Source organism: Arthrobacter sp. FW306-05-C, from assembly GCF_021801725.1.
In the GTDB taxonomy this organism is placed as follows: domain Bacteria; phylum Actinomycetota; class Actinomycetes; order Actinomycetales; family Micrococcaceae; genus Arthrobacter.
In genome coordinates this window covers 3725830-3746659 of sequence record NZ_CP084556.1, presented here as the reverse complement: position 1 = coordinate 3746659, position 20830 = coordinate 3725830, and the positions used below count along the sequence as shown (strand labels likewise).

General features: G+C 65.9%; 23 protein-coding genes. 14 read left to right on the top strand and 9 right to left on the bottom strand.

Annotated elements, in window-relative coordinates:
- Positions 1-85 precede the first annotated feature (85 nt).
- Positions 86-484, top strand: coding sequence for a hypothetical protein (locus LFT44_RS17385; RefSeq protein WP_236799659.1), 399 nt, complete (start codon positions 86-88; stop codon positions 482-484).
- Positions 485-509: 25 nt separating this feature from the next.
- On the opposite strand, the gene LFT44_RS17380 is transcribed toward LFT44_RS17385, so the two are convergent.
- Positions 510-842, bottom strand: a complete 333-nt coding sequence (locus tag LFT44_RS17380; RefSeq protein ID WP_236799658.1) for a DUF202 domain-containing protein — start codon at positions 840-842, stop codon at positions 510-512.
- A 4-nt stretch (positions 843-846) separates the two neighbouring features.
- The gene (locus LFT44_RS17375) at positions 847-1251 is read right to left on the bottom strand and encodes a YidH family protein (protein WP_236799657.1); all 405 of its coding nucleotides are present in this window, start codon (positions 1249-1251) and stop codon (positions 847-849) included.
- Positions 1252-1502: 251 nt separating this feature from the next.
- Between LFT44_RS17375 and LFT44_RS17370 the strand changes: the two genes are divergently transcribed.
- The 3 genes from LFT44_RS17370 (at position 1503) to LFT44_RS17360 (ending at position 4967) form a co-directional block, all read left to right on the top strand.
- Entirely contained in the window at positions 1503-2528 is a 1026-nt protein-coding gene (locus LFT44_RS17370) for an LLM class flavin-dependent oxidoreductase (protein WP_236799656.1), read from the top strand.
- A 143-nt stretch (positions 2529-2671) separates the two neighbouring features.
- Positions 2672-3769: a ferredoxin reductase gene (locus tag LFT44_RS17365; protein WP_236799655.1), complete on the top strand. Its 1098-nt coding sequence runs from the start codon at positions 2672-2674 to the stop codon at positions 3767-3769.
- Between the two features lie 13 nt (positions 3770-3782).
- On the top strand, positions 3783-4967 hold the full coding sequence (locus LFT44_RS17360; RefSeq protein ID WP_236799654.1) for a fatty acid desaturase family protein: 1185 nt from the start codon (positions 3783-3785) through the stop codon (positions 4965-4967).
- 69 nt (positions 4968-5036) lie between these two features.
- Here LFT44_RS17360 and LFT44_RS17355 read toward each other — a convergent pair whose 3' ends face one another.
- A complete protein-coding gene (locus tag LFT44_RS17355; protein WP_236799653.1) occupies positions 5037-6077 on the bottom strand; it encodes a cation diffusion facilitator family transporter in 1041 nt (346 codons plus the stop codon).
- Complete coding sequence (locus LFT44_RS17350; protein ID WP_236799652.1) at positions 6074-6469, bottom strand: ArsR/SmtB family transcription factor; 396 nt, start codon at positions 6467-6469, stop codon at positions 6074-6076. Before LFT44_RS17350 ends, LFT44_RS17355 begins: the two co-directional genes overlap by 4 nt.
- Positions 6470-6631: 162 nt before the next feature.
- Between LFT44_RS17350 and LFT44_RS17345 the strand changes: the two genes are divergently transcribed.
- Entirely contained in the window at positions 6632-7468 is an 837-nt protein-coding gene (locus tag LFT44_RS17345) for an alpha/beta fold hydrolase (RefSeq protein ID WP_236799651.1), read from the top strand.
- A gap of 52 nt (positions 7469-7520) precedes the next feature.
- Here the strand turns inward: LFT44_RS17345 and LFT44_RS17340 are convergent, their stop codons facing one another.
- Both LFT44_RS17340 and LFT44_RS17335 read right to left on the bottom strand, forming a co-directional pair.
- Complete coding sequence (locus LFT44_RS17340) at positions 7521-7928, bottom strand: response regulator transcription factor (RefSeq protein WP_236799650.1); 408 nt, start codon at positions 7926-7928, stop codon at positions 7521-7523.
- Between the two features lie 68 nt (positions 7929-7996).
- The gene (locus LFT44_RS17335) at positions 7997-8740 is read right to left on the bottom strand and encodes a GAF and ANTAR domain-containing protein (protein ID WP_236802943.1); all 744 of its coding nucleotides are present in this window, start codon (positions 8738-8740) and stop codon (positions 7997-7999) included.
- Between the two features lie 252 nt (positions 8741-8992).
- Here LFT44_RS17335 and LFT44_RS17330 point away from each other — a divergent pair, with 252 nt between their 5' ends.
- The 4 genes from LFT44_RS17330 to LFT44_RS17315 all read left to right on the top strand — a co-directional run bounded on the left by LFT44_RS17330 (position 8993) and on the right by LFT44_RS17315 (position 13497).
- Positions 8993-9586 carry an adenylate kinase gene (locus LFT44_RS17330; protein WP_236799649.1) on the top strand — a complete coding sequence of 198 codons (594 nt, stop codon included), beginning with the start codon at positions 8993-8995 and terminating at the stop codon, positions 9584-9586.
- Positions 9587-9630: 44 nt separating this feature from the next.
- Positions 9631-10497 (top strand): NAD-dependent epimerase/dehydratase family protein, encoded by an 867-nt coding sequence (locus LFT44_RS17325; RefSeq protein WP_236799648.1) that lies wholly within the window; start codon positions 9631-9633, stop codon positions 10495-10497.
- Positions 10498-10567: 70 nt separating this feature from the next.
- Positions 10568-12523 (top strand): S8 family serine peptidase, encoded by a 1956-nt coding sequence (locus LFT44_RS17320; protein WP_236799647.1) that lies wholly within the window; start codon positions 10568-10570, stop codon positions 12521-12523.
- Positions 12524-12699: 176 nt separating this feature from the next.
- On the top strand, positions 12700-13497 hold the full coding sequence (locus LFT44_RS17315; protein WP_236799646.1) for a phosphatase PAP2 family protein: 798 nt from the start codon (positions 12700-12702) through the stop codon (positions 13495-13497).
- 36 nt (positions 13498-13533) lie between these two features.
- Here the strand turns inward: LFT44_RS17315 and LFT44_RS17310 are convergent, their stop codons facing one another.
- The gene (locus LFT44_RS17310) at positions 13534-13851 is read right to left on the bottom strand and encodes a MerR family transcriptional regulator (RefSeq protein WP_236799645.1); all 318 of its coding nucleotides are present in this window, start codon (positions 13849-13851) and stop codon (positions 13534-13536) included.
- A gap of 141 nt (positions 13852-13992) precedes the next feature.
- Here LFT44_RS17310 and LFT44_RS17305 point away from each other — a divergent pair, with 141 nt between their 5' ends.
- From LFT44_RS17305 to LFT44_RS17290, 4 genes are all read left to right on the top strand, one after another.
- Positions 13993-14418 (top strand): Hsp20/alpha crystallin family protein, encoded by a 426-nt coding sequence (locus LFT44_RS17305; RefSeq protein ID WP_236802942.1) that lies wholly within the window; start codon positions 13993-13995, stop codon positions 14416-14418.
- Between the two features lie 65 nt (positions 14419-14483).
- On the top strand, positions 14484-14873 hold the full coding sequence (locus LFT44_RS17300) for a DnaJ domain-containing protein (protein ID WP_236799644.1): 390 nt from the start codon (positions 14484-14486) through the stop codon (positions 14871-14873).
- A gap of 42 nt (positions 14874-14915) precedes the next feature.
- Positions 14916-15293, top strand: coding sequence for a hypothetical protein (locus LFT44_RS17295; RefSeq protein WP_236799643.1), 378 nt, complete (start codon positions 14916-14918; stop codon positions 15291-15293).
- 97 nt (positions 15294-15390) lie between these two features.
- Positions 15391-16953 (top strand): glycoside hydrolase family 1 protein, encoded by a 1563-nt coding sequence (locus tag LFT44_RS17290; protein ID WP_236799642.1) that lies wholly within the window; start codon positions 15391-15393, stop codon positions 16951-16953.
- 13 nt (positions 16954-16966) lie between these two features.
- Here LFT44_RS17290 and LFT44_RS17285 read toward each other — a convergent pair whose 3' ends face one another.
- Entirely contained in the window at positions 16967-18079 is a 1113-nt protein-coding gene (locus LFT44_RS17285; RefSeq protein WP_236799641.1) for an App1 family protein, read from the bottom strand.
- 36 nt (positions 18080-18115) lie between these two features.
- Positions 18116-18847 (bottom strand): DUF72 domain-containing protein, encoded by a 732-nt coding sequence (locus LFT44_RS17280; protein ID WP_236799640.1) that lies wholly within the window; start codon positions 18845-18847, stop codon positions 18116-18118.
- Between the two features lie 64 nt (positions 18848-18911).
- Here LFT44_RS17280 and LFT44_RS17275 point away from each other — a divergent pair, with 64 nt between their 5' ends.
- Positions 18912-20720, top strand: coding sequence for a glycoside hydrolase family 15 protein (locus LFT44_RS17275; RefSeq protein WP_236799639.1), 1809 nt, complete (start codon positions 18912-18914; stop codon positions 20718-20720).
- Positions 20721-20830 lie beyond the last annotated feature (110 nt).

The window sequence follows — 20830 nt, the reverse complement described above, 5'->3', positions numbered from 1 at the left end:
GGTTTCCCCTTACTCCGGTCCGGTCCCCTTCAGCGTACGTACCTGGTGCTGAAGCCACCAGTCCCCGCGCTGTACCATCAATTTCATGCCCACTGCGCTGGATATGGCAGGTCCCATCCTGGAGGTCCTCACTTGGTTGTGCCTGCCCGCCGGGCTGGGCCTGCTCTTCTATACCGGCTTCCTCCGCCGCTACGTACACCCCTGGGACGTGGCCGAGGCGGTGGTGTACTCCGATTCCACCGGGGTGGGGTTCCGCTGGTTCGACCGGAAACACCAGGTGCACAACGCCCCCATGTCCCCGTACGACATCAGGGACATGTCTGTGGGCGACACCCTGCCCATCTACTACCACCCCAAACGGCCAACTCAGTGGCAGATCACCCAGCCTGAGGAAGCAGGCCGGACGGCGTCGGTCCTTGGCCGCTGCCTGACCGCTATCGGCTCGGTGGCATTGTTGGCCGGCTTCGTCCTGCCGATGTTCTAGGAGCATCAGCCGGTGGCCGGCACCTTCAACTGACCAGGACCACAGCGATGCCCAGCACTGCCAGGGCGACTCCGGCCAACGCCGTCCACAGCACCGCCGGCAGGTCCGCCTCGATGCTCTCGCCGGCCAGCCCGTGGGACCTCTTCCGGTAGCGGCGGCGCTGGGTGAGGTAGATGGCAAGCGCGGCGCCGCCGGAAACCATCGGCAGCATCAGGATGGGCGCCCCGTACGTGGGAAGCCAGCGCAGGAAGAAGGCGCTCGCCGTCACCAGCGCCAGCATGGTCCGGCCCCACGCGAGGGCTGTCCGTTCGGGCTGGAGCCCGGGATCGCCATGGGGGATGGGTGCGGGGGACGGCACGGAATCAGCGCCAGAGGATAAAGACCAGTACGACGGCGGCGGCCAGTGCGCCTGCCCCGGCCAGGAGGGGCACAAAGAGCGGCAGCGGCAGCGGGGCTTTGTTGCGCATGCTCCGTTCCACCCGGAGCCAGCGCACGGCGGCCCCGCCGCTGAGCATCATGCCCAGCAGCAGCAAAAGGACCGCCAGGCCTTTGCGGACAGGTTCAACGAAGAGGCCCGAAGTGAACGCCTCGATCGCGATGCCGCCCGCCAGCAGCGCAAGGGACGTGCGGATCCAAGCCAGGAAGGTGCGTTCGTTGGCAAGGGTGAAGCGCGGGTCCGGTTCTTCGCCGCCGGGCAGCAGCCGTTCGGCGATTTTTCCGCGCGACGGCGGGACCGCCGGGGTGGACGGCTGCTCACTGTTGATCACCGGGCCAGTTTAGCTGTGCGGGAATGGCGCGGCCGGGCAGCCGATTTGGAAACTAAGCAAGCTTCCTATTATTTTGGTTCCAGCCTCTCCGTTTGGCCCCCCAATCAAGCGGAGAGGCTTCCATCTTCCGGCGGAGGCGGAGCACGGCCTTGTCCGCCAAAATGTTTCAGCGATCGGCAGGTCAGCGGTAAGCCCGTGCAGCCGTCATGCCAGCCGGGAATGCAGCCGCCGCCCGCGCAGTTGGGGGAGGTATGGAGCGTATCGGATTCCTTTCATTCGGCCACTGGGGCCCCGGCCAGGGTTCCCGCACCAGGACAGCGGCGGACGCCCTGCTCCAGGGAATTGAATTGGCGGTTGCCGCTGAGGAGATGGGCGTGGATGGCGCATTCTTCCGTGTCCACCACTTTGCCCGCCAGCAGGCCTCCCCGTTCCCTCTCCTGTCCGCCATCGCCGCCCGCACCAGCCGGATCGAGATCGGCACCGGTGTCATCGACATGCGCTACGAAAATCCGTTGTATATGGCGGAGGAGGCCGCGGCAGCGGACCTGATCAGCGGCGGCAGGCTGCAGCTCGGCATCAGCCGTGGTTCACCCGAGCCCGCCTTGGAAGGCGCCTCAGTCTTTGGCTACCGTCCGCAGCCGGGGGAGACCGATGCGGACATGGCCCGTCGCCACACTGATGTCTTTCGCAAGGCCATCACCGGTGCCGGCATGGCCCAGGCCGATCCGCGCTACGCCGGTGGTGCCACCGGACTCCTGCCCATCCAGCCGCAGTCACCGGGACTGGCGGAACGGATCTGGTGGGGTGCCGGCACCAGGAAAACCGCGGTTTGGGCCGCGGAACTGGGCATGAACCTGATGAGCTCAACCTTGTTGACCGAGGACACCGGCGTTCCCTTCCATGAACTCCAGGCCGAACAGATCCAGCTTTTCAGGGAAGCATGGACCGCGGCAGGACACCCCCACGCCCCGCGTGTTTCGGTCAGCCGCAGCGTCCTGCCCATCGTTGATGAAGAGGACAACTACTACTTCGCAGGCAGTGCCCTCCGCGACGGCCGGGACCAGGTGGGCGTCATCGACGGCACCACTGCCCGCTTCGGCAAGAGCTATGTGGGGCCGCCGGACCTCCTGGCGGAGCAGCTCGCTGCCGACACTGCGGTACAAGCGGCGGATACCCTGCTGCTGACCGTCCCCAACCAGTTGGGCGTGGATTTCAACGCCAAGCTGCTGGGCACCATCGCGGAGCACGTTGCCCCGGCCCTGGGATGGAGCCGATAGGACGCTGGGAACTATTAGTGAGACCCAACCGTTACTCTTGAAGAGCGTAGTGGGGGCTTCGCGCCCTACTACTAGTGTGACTGCTGAACGGTCATATGACGGAGAGAGAGAAATATGGCTCGCGCCGCCTTAGGCTTTGACGCATGATCCGGCTACGACAGCTGGCCCAGGCGGCTTCAGTACTCACTACCCCTTTGACGCCCGAGGACGTCCTCTCGCTATTCAATCCGGTCTACTCGGCCCGGCAGTTGCGTGGCGTGGTCACCCGGGTGGTCCAGGAGACCGCCCAGTCCGCCACCATCTTCTTCCGCCCCGGACGAGGCTGGAAGGCGCACCTTGCAGGGCAGTGGGCGCGCATCGGCGTCGAACTCGACGGTGTCCGCCACTGGCGCTCCTACTCGCTCAGCGCACCCGCCGGCAAGGACCCGGCGATCACCGTGACCGACGTCGGTGCCGTCTCCGGCACCCTGGTCCGCACCACCAAGCCCGGGGATGTCCTGTTCCTGGCCCCGCCGCAGGGTGATTTCGTCCTGCCGGAACATCCGCGCCCCCTCCTGATGGTTACCGCGGGCAGCGGCATCACCCCGGTGATGTCCATGATCCGCACCCTCGTGCCGCGGCGCCCGGACGCCGACGTCGTCCTGGTCCACTCAGCCCGCACGCGGGATGACAGCCTGTTCCGTGAGGAGCTGGCTGAGCTTGCCGACCAGTTCCCGAATTTCCGGCTGGCACACTGGTACACCGGCGAGCAGGGCCGCATGGACTTCTCCAGCACCAAGGAGCTGGACGAGATCTGCCCGGACTGGAAGGAACGGGCTGCCTATGCCTGCGGCCCGGACAGCTTCCTGGACGACGCCGAAGCGTTGTGGCAGCGGGCAGCCCTGACAACGCGGGCGCCCGGCACTGACGTGGCGGTGGCCGGCAGTGCCGGCAACCTGATGATCGAACGCTTCAACACCAGCTTCGACGCCGCCGTGGGGCACGACGGCGGCCTGGTCACCTTTGAAGCCAGCGACCGGGAGGTGGAGGCCGACGGCGACACACCCATCCTGGACGTCGGCGAGGACGCCGGGGTGCTGATGCCCAGCGGCTGCCGGATGGGCATCTGCCACAGCTGCCTCACGCCGCTCCTGGCCGGGCAGGTCCGCGACCTCCGTACCGGGGAAGTCCACGGCGAACCCGGCCAACTGATCCAAACGTGTGTCTCGGCAGCCGCCGGACCCGTCAACCTCGAAATCTGAGGAGCAGTACCGTATGTCTGTCATCTCACCCACAAAGACCACTGCCGCCGGAGGGGCCAGCGCCGGCTCATCGAGGACACGCCCCGGCAAGCTCGCCGAGTCCGGAAGCCCCACTGTTCGGCCGCCCGCCGCCGCGCACCTCACCGACGAACAGGTGGCGGAGCTGGGCCGCGAGCTCGACGCCATCCGGGATGAGATCCTGGGCAAGCGGGGCGCGGAAGATGCCGCCTACATCCGCCGCATGATCAAGATCCAGCGCGGCCTGGAACTCTCCGGCCGTGCCGCCCTGCTGGTGGGAAAGAACAAGGCCGCCTGGGTCACGGGCACCACGCTGCTGAGCCTTGCCAAGATCCTGGAAAACATGGAGCTGGGCCACAACATCCTGCACGGCCAGTGGGACTGGATGCGGGACCCGGACATCCACTCCACCACCTGGGAATGGGACTTCGTCACGCCGTCGCGGTCCTGGCAGCACACCCACAACGACCTGCACCACCGCTGGACCAACGTGGTGGGCAAGGACAATGACGTCGGATACAACCTCCTGCGCATGGACGAGCAGCAGCCGTGGAAGCCCATCAACCTGGCCAACCCGCTGTTCAACGCCATCCTGGCACCGGTCTTCGAGTGGGGCATTGCCATCTACGACCTCGAACTCACCGAGTACAAGGAAGGCACCAAGTCCAAGGAAGCCCTGCTCAAGGACCTGAAGGCGCTGGGCAAGAAGGTGGTCACCCAGTTCACCAAGGACTACGCCGCCACGCCCGCCCTGGCAATGCTGACCGGCTCCGCGAAGCAGGCCCTGTTCGGCACCATCGCAGCCAACGCCATCCGCAACGTCTGGGCCCACGCCGTCATCTTCTGCGGCCACTTCCCGGAAGGCACCGACACCTTCACGGAAGAGATGGTGGACGGCGAGACCCGCGGCGACTGGTATGTTCGCCAGATGATCGGGTCCGCCAACATTTCGGGCTCCAAATTCATGCACCTCATGACCGGCAACCTGTCGCACCAGATTGAGCACCACCTCTTCCCGGACCTGCCGTCCAACCGGTACGCCGAGGTGGCCCCAAGGGTCCGCGAAATCTGCCAGCGCTACGGCCTGAAGTACACCACCGGCCCGCTGCTGAAGCAGGTGGGGTCATCCTGGGCCAAGGTCTTCAAGCTGGCACTGCCGGGCAAGACCGCACAAGCCTAGCCAAAATCCCTGAATGCAGAAGTGACCCGGCCGGCCCTGCCCGCCGGGTCACTTCCGCATTTACCTGTGTTACCGCCGGGTGCCCGGAGCCAGGAGCATATGGTCCAGCTTGGGCAGCGCATGCCGGAGCTGGTGCTCCGCGCGGTGAAGGGTCTCTTCCGCCTGCGACAACGCGGTGTCCGCCAGCTCGATGCGGGCCGACCCCTGCAGCCGGTGGCCGGACCAGCGCAGCTGCAGGTGCTGCACTGAAAGCACGCCCGGCGTCCGCGCCAGTGCGGCCTCGGCACGTGATACCAGTTCCGGTTCGATCCCGTCCATCAGCCGGCGCCCGATGCTGCGGACAGTGCCCCACAGCAGCACCATGATGGCGGCGGAGATGACGAGCCCGACGATCGGGTCTGCCAACGGAAAACCGAGCATGACTCCCACGGCGCCGATCACCACGGCCAGCGAGGTAAAGCCGTCCGTCCGGGCGTGCACGCCGTCGGCAACCAACGCTGCGGAACCGATCCTGCGGCCAACCCGGATGCGGTAGATCGCCACGGCCTCGTTTCCTGCAAAGCCGATCAGGCCTGCCGCGATGACCCAGCCCAGGTTCTGCAGCGGCTGGGGATTGATCAGACGGTCCACCGACTGCCAGCCAGCCACGACGGCCGAGAGGGCCACCACGGCAACGATGAACAGGCCGGCCAAATCCTCGGCCCTGCCGTAGCCGTAGGTATATCGCCGGGTGGCGGCCCTGCGCCCAAGGATGAAGGCAACCCACAGGGGCACTGCCGTCAGGGCGTCGGAAAAGTTGTGGATGGTGTCCGCCAGCAGGGCCACCGAACTGCTGAACAGAACCACCACAAACTGCAGCACCGTGGTGGCCAGCAGGAGGAACATGCTGATCTTGAGCGCCCGGATGCCCTCGGTGCTGGCCTCCATCGCATCGTCAATCGAATCTGCAGCATCGTGCGTGTGCGGGACGAACAGCTCGATCAGCCAGCCCTTGAAACCGGAGTGGTGATGATGGTCGTGGTCGTGGTCGTGGTCGTGGTCGTGCCTGGCGTGGCTGTCCTCGTGGGGATGGCTATGCGTGTGCGTCGACTCCGGGTGCGGCCCGGTCATGAGGCGCTCCTCTCTGCACTGTGTACGGGGGCGCCGGTGTGGGAAGGGACGCGGTGGTGGGCGGGTTCCCCGCCCAGGGCGTGCTCGGCCTGGAAGATGGCGTCGGCCACCAACTGGCGGGCGTGCTCGTTCTCCAGACGGTACAGCACCCGCGTGCCTTCCTGCCGGGTGGAAACCATCCGGGCGAGGCGCATTTTGGCCAGGTGCTGGGAGACCGCCGCGGGGGACTTGCCCACCACCTCCGCCAGCGCGCCTACAGCCATCTCGCCGTCACGCAGCGCCAGGATGATCCGCACCCTGGTGGCGTCCGCCAGCATGGCGAAAACCTCCACAGCCAGCTCCACGTATTGGCTGTCCGTGCCAAGGGAGCAAGCATTCTTATCTGCATTCATGCGCATATAGTGTCACACCTTTGGCTCCCGCGGCACTTTTGGGCGTACCGCCGCCGTGAAATTCGGGCCTGCTCCCGAGCAGTCGCGCACCCTAGAGTAGGAGGTGCACTGGCGCGGCGCTCTGCCTGCCGCCCTGATCAGTCTCGAAAGGAATACGCCCCGATGGCTTTCATCACCGTAGGTACTGAGAACAGCACTGACATCGAGCTCTACTACGAGGACCACGGCTCAGGCCAGCCCGTGGTGCTGATCCACGGCTACCCGCTGGACGGCTCCTCCTGGGAGAAGCAGACCGCGGCGCTCCTGGGTGCGGGCTACCGCGTCATCACCTACGACCGCCGCGGCTTCGGCAAATCCAGCAAGCCCACAGAGGGTTATGACTACGACACCTTCGCGGCGGACCTCAACACCCTGCTCACCACCCTGGACCTGAACAACGTCGTACTGGTGGGCTTCTCCATGGGGACTGGTGAGGTGGGCCGCTACCTTGGCACCTACGGCTCCGGCCGAGTGGCCCGCGCCGCGTTCCTGGGCTCGCTGGAACCGTTCCTGCTCAAGACCGACGATAACCCCGACGGCGTCCCGCAGGACGTGTTCGACGGGCTCAACGAAGCTGTTACTGCTGACCGCTACGCCTTCTTCACCGAGTTCTTCAAGAACTTCTACAACTCGGACACCTTCCTGGGCACCCCGCGCCTCAGCCAGGAAGCGGTGAACGCCAGCTGGAACCTTGCTTCAAGCGCCGGCGCCACGGCATCCGTTGCCGCCCAGCCCACCTGGCTCACGGACTTCCGCCAGGACATCCCCAAGATCGATGTTCCCGCGCTGATCGTGCACGGCACCGCGGACAACATCCTGCCCATCGATTCCACGGGGCGGCTGTTCGCCAAGGCCCTGCCGAGCGCCGAGTACGTCGAGATTGAGGGCGCGCCGCACGGCATGTTGTGGACCCATGCGGCAGAGGTCAACGAAGCGCTGCTCGGCTTCCTTTCCAAGTAGGCACTGAAGGAAGAAGGGCGACGGCGGCTGCCCGCCGCCGTCGCCTTTCTTCCTAACTGCCGTTCCCGGCCGGGGCGTTGTGCCTGGGCGTGGGTTGTCCCGCCGCCAACTGCCGGGCAAGCTCCTTCAGTTCCCCTGGGTGGAACGGCTTGGTGAGGTAGCCGTCAGCCCCTGATGCCATGCCGGCCAGCAAATCGTCGTTCTCGGAACGGGCTGTCAGGAACAACTGCGGTGCGGTGCTGAGGGCACGGATGGCACGGGCCACTACGTGCCCGTCCATGTCCGGAAGGCCAAGGTCCAGGGTGACCAGGGCGATGGTGGGATCAGCAGCGGCGGCTATGCCCTCTGCCCCCGTGCCCACGGCTGTCACTTCGAAGCCGGCACGGGACAGGACCATTGTGATCAGTTCCCGGATATCGTCGTCATCCTCCACGACAAGGCAAACACGCTGCTGTTCCATTAAGGCCCCCCGGCGAAAAGTTGGCACTAGTCTACTTGTGGCGGAACACGTTGCCGTGTGCCGGCCACCTAACCGTCGTAATGTGTACGCGCAGGCCCCTGGCCCAGGGCATTCACCACAGCAGCGGCCACATCGTGCAGCTTGGTGTTGCGGGTGCTCGATGCCGTCTTAAGGATGCCGAACGCGTCCTGCTGGCTGCACCGGTTCTGGGCCATGATGATTCCCACCGCCATATCGATGACCGTGCGGGATTCCAGGGTGGCGCGGAGGTTCGCAGCGGTTTCGCTGTAATGCGCAAAGCGGACTGCAAGGCGGAGCGCCAGCGAAGTCTGGCTGACGAAATCCTCGGCGAACGCCAGCACACGGCCTTCGAAGCGGTGGGCCCGGCGTGAGTACAGCAGCAGCGCAGCCTTGGTTTCCCCCTCAAGCCGGAAGGGAAGTGCCGCGACCGATTGCACACCCTGGGCCACGACGGCCGAGGAGTATTCCGGCCAGCGCTCGTCCCCGGCAAGGTTCGGCGCGTGCACAGTCTCCTGGGCGGTGATTGCGGTGAGGCTGGGGGTCTCTGCAAACTTGTGCTCAAGCAGGCCGATCGACTTGGCGTCCTGGCTGCTGCTCGCGATTGTCGCCGTCTTCCGCTGCCGGAGCAGGGTGATGGCACATAGCATTTCATCGCCCGGCTCGGAGAGGTTCCGGGCGGACACCTGCGCCAGTTCCGTTAGGAAGTCCTCGACGTCGGAGCTGTTGAGGACCAATTCATGCAGGTGTTCTGTTATGGATGTATCGGTTTTTGCTGTTGACTCGCTGGCCACGGTTCTTGGTGCCATTCGTTCAGGTCAAAACGAGCCTGCAACACACAAACGCCCCGCAACTGGGCGGGGAGCCGGTGATGGTCGCTGGATCGACGAACTTTCCAACGGCCTGCTGCTAAACCGATAACCAGAGTATATACATTCGGGGCGGCGCCAAGCCCACAACCACCCGGGGCCCGACGCCGTTTGCCGGCGCCGAAAAGGGGTACCGGTCACAATGAAGCGGGCAGCACCTCGGGGAAGGGCAGGAACATGACCAGGCTCCTCATCATCGGCCCACCAGGCTCCGGCAAAGGGACCCAGGCAGAACACTTGGCCCGGCACTTCGGAGTGCCCGCCGTTTCCACCGGCGACATCTTCCGGAGCAACGTCAGCCGGCAAACGGAGCTGGGGAGCCAGGCCGCGGACTACCTGGACGGCGGCCGCTTCGTACCGGACCATCTCACCAACGCGCTCGTGAAGGACCGGCTCCTTGAACGCGATGCCCGGCACGGCTTCCTGTTGGACGGGTATCCGCGGACGCCACCGCAGGCAACGGAACTCGACAACATGCTCGCGGCGCAGGGGCATGCGCTGGATGCCGTCATCGAGCTGCAGGCGCCGGATTCGGAACTGGAGGAGCGGATGCAGCGCCGCGCCTCGGAACAGGGCCGAACGGATGACACCATCGACGTCTTCCGCCGCCGGCTGGACCTCTACCGCCGGCAGACGCATGAAGTAGTCTCGGTGTACGCGGGCCGGGGCATCCTGGTGTCCGTCAACGGCAGCGGCGATCCGGGAACGATTACCGGCCTGGCAATCGCCGCCGTCGAACAGTTCCTGGCAGCCCCGCGTCCCCCGTCCTGACCGAAACACCGCACGGAGAAGCACTCGAACAGAAGGAAACACTGATGAGAATTGCCGTTACAGGCGGAAACGGAAAGCTGGGGCGGCACGTGGTGCGCCGGCTCACCGACGACGGCCACCAGGTCCTTACCCTGGACCGCGCGGGTGACCGCAGCCCGGGCCTGCTGGTGTTGGACCTACGCAACTATGGCCAGGTGGTGGACGCGCTCTTGGGCGTTGATGACCGGCATGATGGGTTCGACGCCGTGGTGCACCTGGGTGCCATTCCCGCCCCCGGCATCCTTCCGGACGCAGCAACGTTCGAAAACAATATGCTCTCCACCTACAACGTGTTCCAGGCCGCGCGCCGCGCAGGCATCAAAAAGGTGGTGTATGCCTCCAGCGAGACCGTCCTGGGGCTGCCCTTCGACATTGACCCGCCCTACATTCCGGTGGACGAGGAATACCCGCCCCGGCCGGAAAGCACCTACTCCCTGGTGAAGCGGCTGGAGGAGCAGATGGCCGTGGAAATGACCCGATGGGATCCTGAGCTGAGCATCACGGGCCTGCGGTTCTCCAATGTGATGGATGAGGCCGACTATGCACGGTTCCCCTCCTTCGACGAGGACGCAACCCTGCGGAAGTGGAACCTCTGGGGCTACATCGACGGCAGGGACGGTGCACAGGCCGTGGCGCGGGCTCTGGAGAACGCCAAACCGGGATTCGAAGCCTTCATCATTGCCAATGCCGATACCGTCATGAGCCGGCCAAGCGCCAGCCTGGCGGCAGAGGTCTTCCCCGGCGTCAAAGTCACCAAGGACCTGGGCGAACACGAAACGATGCTGTCCATCGACAAGGCGCGGCGCCTGCTGGGTTTCGAACCCGAGCACAGCTGGCGGAACCACGTGCCGGCAACCAACAGCGCCGGCTAAAACCAGCAAAATCGCCGGCCCGCAGGAATCCCGAAGGGTTGGCACAGGATCATCCAAGGAGCCGGAAGCCATGCGCTTCCGGCTCCTATCCTTTTGGTACAGCCACCGTTGGTCCGGTTCCGCGGGGGAGGATTCTCCAGCCAGGGACCGGCCACCCAGCCACCACGAGGACCCCAAAATTCGTACCCGATCCTTCCTGCTGCCTGCCCTCGCGGCGCTGCTTTCCGCCGTCGCCCTTTCCACCGCGTCCCTTCCAGCCGTCGCCGCCCCTGCCTCCCCGGCAGGTTCCGGCGGAGCCGGCAACGCAACCGGCCGCTACATCGTCCAGTACGCGCCCGGAACCGATGTCGCTGCGGAGGTGTCCGGACTCCACGGCCAGGGACTCGCCGTCGGCCGCACCTTTGAGCACGCCATCCGCGGCGCCGTCGTCAACGCCAACCCGGCCCAGGCGGCTGCCCTTGCCAAGTCCGGAAAGGTGCTGTCCGTGGAGCCCGATGCCCCCGTCAAGGCCTCCGGGACCGAGCAGCCCGCCCCTTGGGGCCTGGACCGCGCCGACCAGCGCGCGCTCCCTCTCTCGGGTTCCTACTCATGGACCGCTGCCGGAGCCGGCGTGACCGCCTACGTGGTGGACACCGGCATCCTGGCCTCACACACCGACTTCGGCGGCAGGGTGGCCGCCGGCTGGACCGCCGTGGCGGACGGCAACGGAACCACCGACTGCAACGGACACGGCACCCACGTGGCCGGAACCGTTGCAGGCTCCACCTATGGCGTGGCCAAGAGCGCCACCCTGGTGCCGGTCAGGGTGCTTGACTGCAGCGGATCCGGATACAACTCCGACGTCGTGGCGGGCCTGGACTGGATCGCCGCCAACCACGCAGCAGGAACCCCCGCCGTGGCCAACCTCAGCCTGGGCGGAGCCGCCAGCAGCACGGTGGACAATGCCATCCAGGCCGTCCTGGACGACGGCGTCACCACCGTGGTTGCCGCCGGGAACTCTGCTACAGACGCCTGCACCACATCTCCCGCCAGGGTTCCCGGGGCCGTCACGGTGGCAGCCAGCGACTCCGCCGACAAACAGGCATCGTTCTCCAACTTCGGATCCTGCGTGGACCTCTACGCTCCCGGCGTCGGCATCACCTCCGACTACTACACCTCCACCACTGCCACGGCATCCATGTCCGGAACCTCCATGGCAGCCCCGCACACGACCGGGGCTGCGGCCCTCCTGTTGTCCCAGAACCCGGCCCTGACGCCGGCGGGGGTAGCGGCCGCCCTGGTCTCCAACGCCACGCCCGGAGTGATCAGCGGGGCCACCACCGGAACCCCGAACCGCCTGCTGTTCACGGGTACCGACGCAGCTGCTCCGGCACCTGCCCCCGCCCCTGCACCAACCGTAACGTCCGTATCGCCCGCCGGGAAGGCAGCGGCGGTGGCAGTTGACACCAACGTGACGGCCACCTTCAGCACCTCGGTGCAGGGCGTTTCCGCTGGAACCTTCGTGCTGCGGAACGCGGCCGGCAGCAGCATCACCGCGGCCGTCAGCTACAACGACACCACTAGGACGGCCACCCTTGACCCGGCCGCAAACCTGGCTGCAGATGCCACCTACACCGCAACCCTGGTGGGCGGTACCTCGGCCATCCGGGATGCCGCGGGTACGCCTCTGACCACTACCAGCTGGACGTTCACCACGGGCCCCGCGCCCACGGTCACCAGCTACAGCCCTGGCAGCAATGCCCTCCTGGTCCGCAGGAGCAGCAACGTCAGTGCCACGTTCAGCGAGACGGTCCAGGGGGTTGGTACGGCCACCTTCACCCTGAAGAACGCTTCCACCGGGGCGGTGGTGGCGGCAACCGTCTACCGCAACGGCACCACCAACCAGTGGATCCTCGATCCCCAGGCAGCATTGGCCGCCAAGACCCGGTACACCGTGACGCTGACCGGTGGCGCCACCGGCATCCAGGACCTGGCAGGGAACCCGCTCGCCTCCCGCAGCTGGCAGTTCACCACCGGCTCGTTCTAGCCGCCAACCTGCCGGACCACCGAGGCGCCCGCCCTGGACCATGCGTCCAAGGCGGGCGCCGTGGTGTCCAGCCCTGATGGAGTGAATGGCGGTTCACCGGGATAATCTTCAGCCTAGGCATTTACCATGGCCGTTATTCGGCATGGCTAGAACAGGGCGCAGGGATGGGCAGCACATTGGCACATAATTCAGCAGGTTCCGCAGTCAGGGAAAATGGCAACGGCCGGTGGCGTACTTTCCATGAGAAGTTCGTGGTGGAGGAGCGGTATATCGACCCTGCCGACCGGCGCCGCCTCTACCGGACGTCGGTGGTCCTGGCCGTGGTGGGGCTTGCCCTCTTCATTGCAACGCTGGTCAGCGTTGTCCAGGCCGACGGACTTTCCTTCGCCGACCACCCGGTGCATGACTGGCTCCTGACGACACGTTCAGCGGCAGTGACGGCCATCATGATCTTCCTGGCGGTGTTCTTCGGCCCCGTCGCGCTGCCCATCATCATCCTGGTGGTGATCCTCATCTGGGGATTCGCGGCCAAACATGCCTGGCGCCCCATCCTGCTGGCCGCGGCCATGCTGGCCGGGGTGATCATCTCCCAGATCATCCTGCATATCGTCCAGCGCTCGCGCCCACCCGTGGACCAGATGCTGTTCGGTGCGGACCAGACCTTCTCGTTCCCGTCCGGGCACGTGCTGGGGGCCTGTGACTTCCTGCTGGTGGGTGCCTACCTGATCTTCTCCCGCCACAGGAACCCGCGGGCTGCGGTCTTCGGATTTATCGGCGCCGGGATCGGGATCGTCCTGGCCATCGCCAGCCGCCTGTACCTCGGATACCACTGGCCCACGGACACACTTGCTTCGTTCTCCCTCTCGCTGCTCATCCTGGGCGGCGTCATTGCCCTGGATACCTGGCGAACCGCCCGCGTCCCCGGGGAACCTGTCACCGGAGAGCTGTCAAAGGAAGAATCTTCCCGGGAGTGAAATCTGCACTCCGGGCCTGGCCACTGCCGGGCCTGGTCACTGCGGCCGGGAACGGGCGCGCTTCAGGGCGCGGTGGAGTTTAACGTTCGCTGCCTCCAGCTCCAGGACCTTGGCAACGCCCGCCAGGTTCAGCCCTTCTTCGAGGAGCTCGCCAATCCGCAGCAGCACGGCAATATCATCTTCGCTGTACTGGCGGGTTCCGCCGGCAGTCCGCGACGGTGTCAGCAGCCCCTTTGTTTCATAAAGCCTGATGTTCTGCTGTCCCGTTCCTGTTAGCTCGGCCGCCACCGAGATCGCGTACAGCGCCCTTGAGCCGGGGGAGCGGGCGCTGCGTCCTGCATCAGGTCCTGCCATTTCTTCTCCCAAAATCGGTCCAGCCGGTGTCTTGCTTCAGTTTCCCACCAGTGCTATAAAAAATCTATATCCACCACCATAGATTACGCGGAGGTGGGTAACCACAGATCCAACACCTGGAAGCTGAAGGAGTGGGAAATGATGTTGATGCGTACCGACCCGTTCCGTGAGCTGGACCGGCTCACGCAGCAGGTCTTTGGAACCACCGCCCGCCCGGCTGCCATGCCCATGGACGCCTGGCAGGAGGACGGCGAATTCGTGGTGGCGTTCGATCTTCCCGGCGTGAAGCTGGACTCGCTGGACCTGAACGTTGAACGGAATGTCCTGACCGTCCGCGCGGAGCGCCAGGACCCCACACAGCCCAACGTCGAGCTAGTGGCCTCGGAGCGTCCCCGCGGTGTGTTCAGCCGCCAACTGATCCTGGGCGACACCCTGGACACGGAGAAGATCAAGGCCAGCTACGACCAGGGCGTCCTGACCCTGCGGATTCCGATGGCTGAGCAGGCCAAGCCACGCAAGATCGAGATCAAGACCCAGCAGGGCGAGATGCACCAGATTGGCACCTAGGTCCATGCTTTCCAGCCTGTGCCCCTGCCGTCCCGGCAGGGGCACGGGCTGAAGAGGAGGCTGGGATGACTGACCCCCCTGATTACTACGCCATCCTGGGGGTGGGCCGTGATGCCACCCGGCAGGACATCTCCCACGCGTACCGCGCCCTGATGCGCAGCCACCATCCGGACATGGACGGCGCCCGCGCTGACGGCGATGGCGGCGGGGGCGCGCAATCGAAGGCGGACAAACCGGCGAAGAACGTGGACCCTGGACAGGGGGACCAACTCCTGCGGATCATGCAGGCGTTCAACGTGCTGGGGGACCCGGAACGGCGTGCCGCGTACGACAGGAAGCTGGCGGCACCGGCACCCACGATCATTCCCGTCCGGAAAGTCCGCAGTACCCGGGGACCGTCCGGGCCCGTCATCCGCATCACTCCGGTGCGGTGGGAAAGCGGACCCTGGGCCTGAACACACAACCTTTAAACACTTTCCAAGGAGGCGGAACACCGCATGAGCGAGTGGCGGCGCTACGATTCACACCTGATCCCCGCGTTCCATGAACGTTTTGAGCAACGGTGGGGCGCCGGCACCGCGCCCTTCCTGGACCCCGAGGCGCATGAACAGCCGCTGCCCCGGGCACAGTGGATCAACCCGGCCACGGGTGCCGCCCTTGCCGTCGTCCCGGTCTGGACCGCCGACGAGCGGCAACAGCGCTCGTTCGGGGTGTTCTACCTGCCGCCAGGCGGGGACATCTGGGTCCTCCGGCCCGGGTACACCGGTTACCTGGAACCATCCGACGGCGACACCGAGCATCTCGTGACCCTGCGCAATGATGCGTTCCGCAAAGCAGTGGCGCACGCCAAGGAGTTCCTTTTCGGTTCGCAGTAGCAGCGGTGCCGGGCGCGGGTTGCTGCTCGTCAGCCGCCCTCCGCTATGACATTCTGGGACGTACCCTGACCACCGTGACCAAAAGGCTGGACCCCAAATGCACATCTCCGCCAAGGACCTCGCAGCACTCATCCCCCCGGGGTTCACCCTTGGCGTTGCCACCGCAGCATTCCAGATCGAGGGGGCACTGGACGAGGACGGACGCGGTCCAGCAGCCTGGGACAGGTTCGCAGCCAAGCCTGGTGCAATCGTGGAGGACCACAGCCCGGTGGTGGCCACAGACCACTACCACCGGATGCCCCAGGACGTGGCCCTCCTGAAGCAGCTGGGCGTTGACTCCTACCGGTTCTCCTTCTCCTGGCCGCGCATCCAGCCCGGCGGCACCGGTCCCGCCAACCGCGCCGGCCTGGCGTTCTACGACCGGCTCCTGGATGAGCTCCTGGCCAGCGGCATCTCGCCGATGGCCACCATCTACCACTGGGATACACCCTTGGAACTGGAGGAAGCCGGCGGGTGGATGAACCGGGACACCGCCTACCGCCTGGGTGAATACGCCGCCATCCTGGCCGAGGCGTTCGGGGACAGGGTGGCCCGCTGGGTCACCATCAACGAACCGGCGACGGTTAGTGCCAATGGCTATGCATTTGGGCTGCATTCGCCGGGCAAGGAGCTGGCACTGGGCGCCTTCCCCACCGTCCACCACCAGCTGCTGGGCCATGGGCTGGCTGTCCAGGCACTGCGCGCGGCGAAGGTGCCGGGCGAAATTGGCATGACCAACGTCTACTCACCCATGGTGCCGAACTCGATCAACCCGCTGGACAAAATCAGCGCCGGGATCATGGACCTGGGCCAAAACCGGCTTTACGCGGACCCCGTCCTCACGGGTAAGTACCCGGACCTGATCCGTGCCGCAAAGTTCTTCAGCTCCTTTGAGCACCCCGAAGAGGACATGGAGATCATTTCCCAGCCCCTGGACTTCTACGGGCTCAACTACTACATGCCCACCAAGGTGGCGGCCGGGCCGGGCGGCGGGACCGTTCCGTCAAGCATGGCGGAGGCCATGGGCAGCGACCTCAGCGCGACGGGCAGCGGCGCAACGCCGTTCCACGTCGAGACCTGGCCGGAAGCCGACATCACCGCCTACGGCTGGCCGGTCAAACCGGAGTACATGGCGGTTGCCCTGAAGGAAATGGCAGAGCGGTACCCCAACCTGCCCCCGGTGATCATCACCGAAGGCGGCGCCAGCTTCGAGGACATCATTGTCCGGGACAAGTCCACCAACACCCGCTTCATTCCGGACGAACGCCGGCTGAAGTACCTCTCCGACCACCTGGAAACCGCGCTGCGCGCAACGGCGCCGGGCGGCGTGGCGGAGTCCATGGATCTCCGCGGCTATTACGTGTGGTCCTTCCTGGACAACTTCGAGTGGTCCGCCGGCTACAACCAGCCGTTCGGCCTCCTGCACGTGGACTTCGAAACGCTGGAGCGGACCCCCAAGGCGTCCTACTTCTGGTTCCAGGAACTCATCGAGGAACGCGACCTCGCCGCAGCGGCGGAGCTGGCCATCGCCCAGGCAGTGGTCCCGGATCTTCTGGTCGAGGAAGGTGTGGAGGGCACCGAAGCGCCCGACGACGGCGCGGCGCTGGGTGCCAGCGCCTAGGGACCGGGGGGTGTCAGCCCCGGAGCAGGTCCAGCATGGCGAGCTGCTTTGCGATGCCGGCGCCGTCGGGGGAATAGATCCAGGGCACCCTTGAGGTGCTGTGGTCCCCGTCTTCGGAGTGGCCGCCGGCGAAGACCGACTCGCTGACGGACAGTTGACGAATGGCGATCGCCGCAACCTTGTCCGGGTTCTCAGCCGCGAAGGCGGAGTAGATGGCCTCGTCGTGCTGGCCGTTGTCGCCGATCAGGAGCCACCGCATGTCCGGAAACTCCTGCGCCAGCCGCTCCAGGTTCCGGTGCTTGTGGTCCTGCCCGCTGCGGAACCAGCGGTCCTGGGTGAGCCCCCAGTCCGTCAACAGCAGCGCGCCCTTGGGGTACATGTTGCGGGTCAGGAACCGTGCCAGCGTGGGGGCGGCGTTCCAGGGCCCCGTGGACAGGTAGATGATCGGGGCTTCAGGGTGCTCGATGGTCAGCCTGTCCAGCAGCACGGCCATGCCCGGGGTGGCCATGCGGGCGCGTTCGCTGAGCACGAAGGTATTCCACAGCGCCAGGAAGGGCCGGGGCAGGGCGGTGACCATTACGGTGTCGTCGATGTCGGAGACGATGCCGAATTCCACTCCGGGGGCGATCACCTGGATCAGTGCCTCTGCCGGCTCGGTACCCTCCGCGCGGAGCACTGCGGTGTGCCAGCCGGGGGAGAGCTTGACATCCACCTCGGTGTCGATCAGCCCGCCCCGGTCCGCCGTGACGTGGGTGACCACGTCCCCGATGGTGATTTCGACGTCGCTGTACTGCAGCGGCACCCCGGTGAAGGCGCGCCAGCCGCGGACGTTCTGGTTGCCGTTTTTCGCTTGGTGCTCCGCCTTGCTGCCCGGCTGCGGCTTCTGCGTCAGCAGCACCCGCCCCAACACCCGCACCCGGGTGGTGGAACCGTAACCCTGGTAGGCGATGGTCTGCGGCACGAACTTCCACCGTTGGGCGAGCTGGATCCTGACGTCATTGAGAGCGTCGGACAGCCGGTGTGCCAGCCGGAAGAACTGGCCTCCGGAAAGCGCAACGCGGCCCTTGGTGTTGTCCCGGGGCGGGCGTGCCGTGTCATGGGCGGGGTTCTGCGGAGCCGTGTCCATGGCACCACTCTGCCACAGGCCGGCCCCGGGCAGGCATCAGCCGTTGCCCAGGATCCCGCGCAGGGTCTGGGCGTTCCGCACCGCGTTCCCGCCGCCGTCGTTATTGAAGTAGGCGTACACGTCGACGCCGGCGCTGTCCCACTCCCGGATCCTGTCCGCCCACCAGTGCATGTCCGCGTCTGAGTAGGAGCCGCCGTACAGGTGCTCCTGGTCCGGTCCGTGCAGCCGGATGTACGTGAATGGCGCAGTGGTGCGCAGGATGCAGGGCAGGTTGGCGCCGCTCATGATGCAGTACGCCGCCTGGTGGCGCTCCAGCAGCTCAAATACCTCCGGGCAGTCCCAGGTGGGGTGCCGGAACTCAACGGCAACCCTGATCCAGGACGGCAGCACGGCCAGGAAATAGTCCAGCCTCGCATCGTCCCGCGCCAGTTGCGGAGGCAGCTGGACCAGGAGCACGGCACGTTTGTCCCCGAGCTCATGCCAGCACCTGGCGATGCGCTCCACCCAGACTTCGGGGGAGTACAGCTTGCGGGCGTGGGTCAGTCCGCGGGGAGCCTTGACGGACATGCTGAACCCTGGCGGCAGGCGCCTGTTCCAGCCAGCGAAAGTGGTGTCCCGCGGCCACCGGTAAAAGCTGGCATTCAGTTCAACCGTGCTGAACCTGGAGACGTAGCACTGGAGCCGGTCCCGGACGGGCAGTCCGGGCGGGTACAGCACGTTCTCCCAGTGGTCGTAACTCCAGCCGGAGGTGCCAATGTGGATTGCCATTTGCCTCAGGCTACACCCGGACATTTCCCCTTCCATTGGGGACTCTGTGTGGCAGGGTAATGTCATGGTGCGAATTGAGGATTATGCGGTGGTTGGCGACCTTCACACCGGGGCCCTGATCAGCAAGGACGGCTCGATCGACTGGCTCTGCCTGCCGCGGTTCGATTCCCCTGCGTGCTTCAACGCGCTGCTGGACACCCCGGACGCGGGCCGCTGGCTGCTGGCGCCCGTGGGTGGAGGTGCCTGCACGCGCCGCAGCTACCGGGACGGCAGCCTGGTCCTGGACACCGAGTGGGACACGCCGGACGGAACCGTGCGCGTTACCGACTTCATGCCGCCCCGCGACTCCGTGGCTGACATCGTCCGGATCGTGGAAGGCGTCAGCGGCAGCGTCAAAATGCACGGGGAGCTGATCCTGAGGTTCGACTACGGCCACATCATTCCGTGGGTCCGCAAGGACAAGCGCGGGCTGCACGCCATTGCGGGGCCGGACGCCGTCTACCTGGTGACCCCCGCACCCCTGCACGGGGAAAACATGCATACCGTCAGCGACTTCACCGTGAACGCCGGCGACAAAGTCCCGTTCGTACTGACCTGGGCGCCCAGCCACGTGGGCAGGCCCGTCTCCGTGGATGCCGAGGACGTCCTGGCGAGCACCTTTGAATTCTGGCGGGGCTGGTCCTCGCAATGCACCGTGGAGGGGAAATACCAGGACGCGGTGGTGCGCTCCCTGATTACGCTCAAGGCACTGACCTACGCCCCAACCGGGGGCATCGTAGCCGCGGTCACCACCTCCCTTCCCGAGCAGCCCGGCGGCCAGCGCAACTGGGACTACCGCTACTGCTGGCTGCGGGATGCCGCCATGACCCTGCAGGCGCTCCTGGCCGCGGGGTACACCGCCGAGGCCGCCGCGTGGCGGGACTGGCTGCTCCGCGCGGTTGCCGGCGACCCCGCCGACCTGCAGATCATGTACGGGATCCACGGTGAACGGCGGCTGCCGGAAATGGAGCTGCCCTGGCTGAAGGGCTATGAGAACTCGGTTCCCGTGCGGATCGGAAACGCGGCGGCCGAGCAGTTCCAGCTGGACGTGTGGGGCGAGGTCCTGGACTGCCTGGCGCTGACCCGGAACTCGCTGCTGAAGCATACCGACGAGGCTTGGGACGTGCAGATCGCGCTGATGGAACACCTGGAAACCATCTGGGACCAGCCGGACAACGGGCTCTGGGAAATGCGGGGGCCCCGCCGGCACTTTACCCATTCCAAGGTCATGGCCTGGGTGGCGGCCGACCGGATGGTGAAGGGCGTCCGCGAGTCCGGTCTGCCGGGTCCGGTGGAGCGCTGGGAAGCGCTGCGGGACCAGATCCGCGCGGACATCATGGCCAACGGTTTTGACGCCGAGCGCAATACGTTCGTCCAGTCCTACGGCCGGCCCGAGCTGGATGCGAGCCTGCTGCTGATTCCCAGGGTGGGATTCCTGCCCAACGACGACCCCAAGGTCATCGGCACCATCGAGGCCATCCAACGGGAGCTGACCCAGGACGGGTTCGTGCTGCGGTACAAACCGCAAGAGAGCGACGACGGCCTGCCGGGCGACGAAGGCGTCTTCCTGGCCTGCTCGTTCTGGATGGTTGAGGCGCTCCTGGGTGCCGGGCGCCATGAGGAATCGCGTGAACTTTTCGAACGGCTGCTGGAACTGCGCAATGATGTGGGGCTGCTGAGTGAGGAATGGGCGGTCAAGGCAGGCCGCCAGCTGGGTAATACACCGCAGGCATTCAGCCACTTCGCCCTTGTGACTAGCGCTCTGGAGCTACATCAGGATACCGTTCGGCGCAGTGACATCCCTCTTCCATCTGCAAGGGCGGATTCGCGCTGAGGCGGCGCGGACCAGGGCTGGAACTTCTCCTTCGCGCGATAGATAAGTATACTTACTAACACCTCATGGAGTGCTCCCAGGCACAGCGCCGTGATTGATGGAGGAGTGAT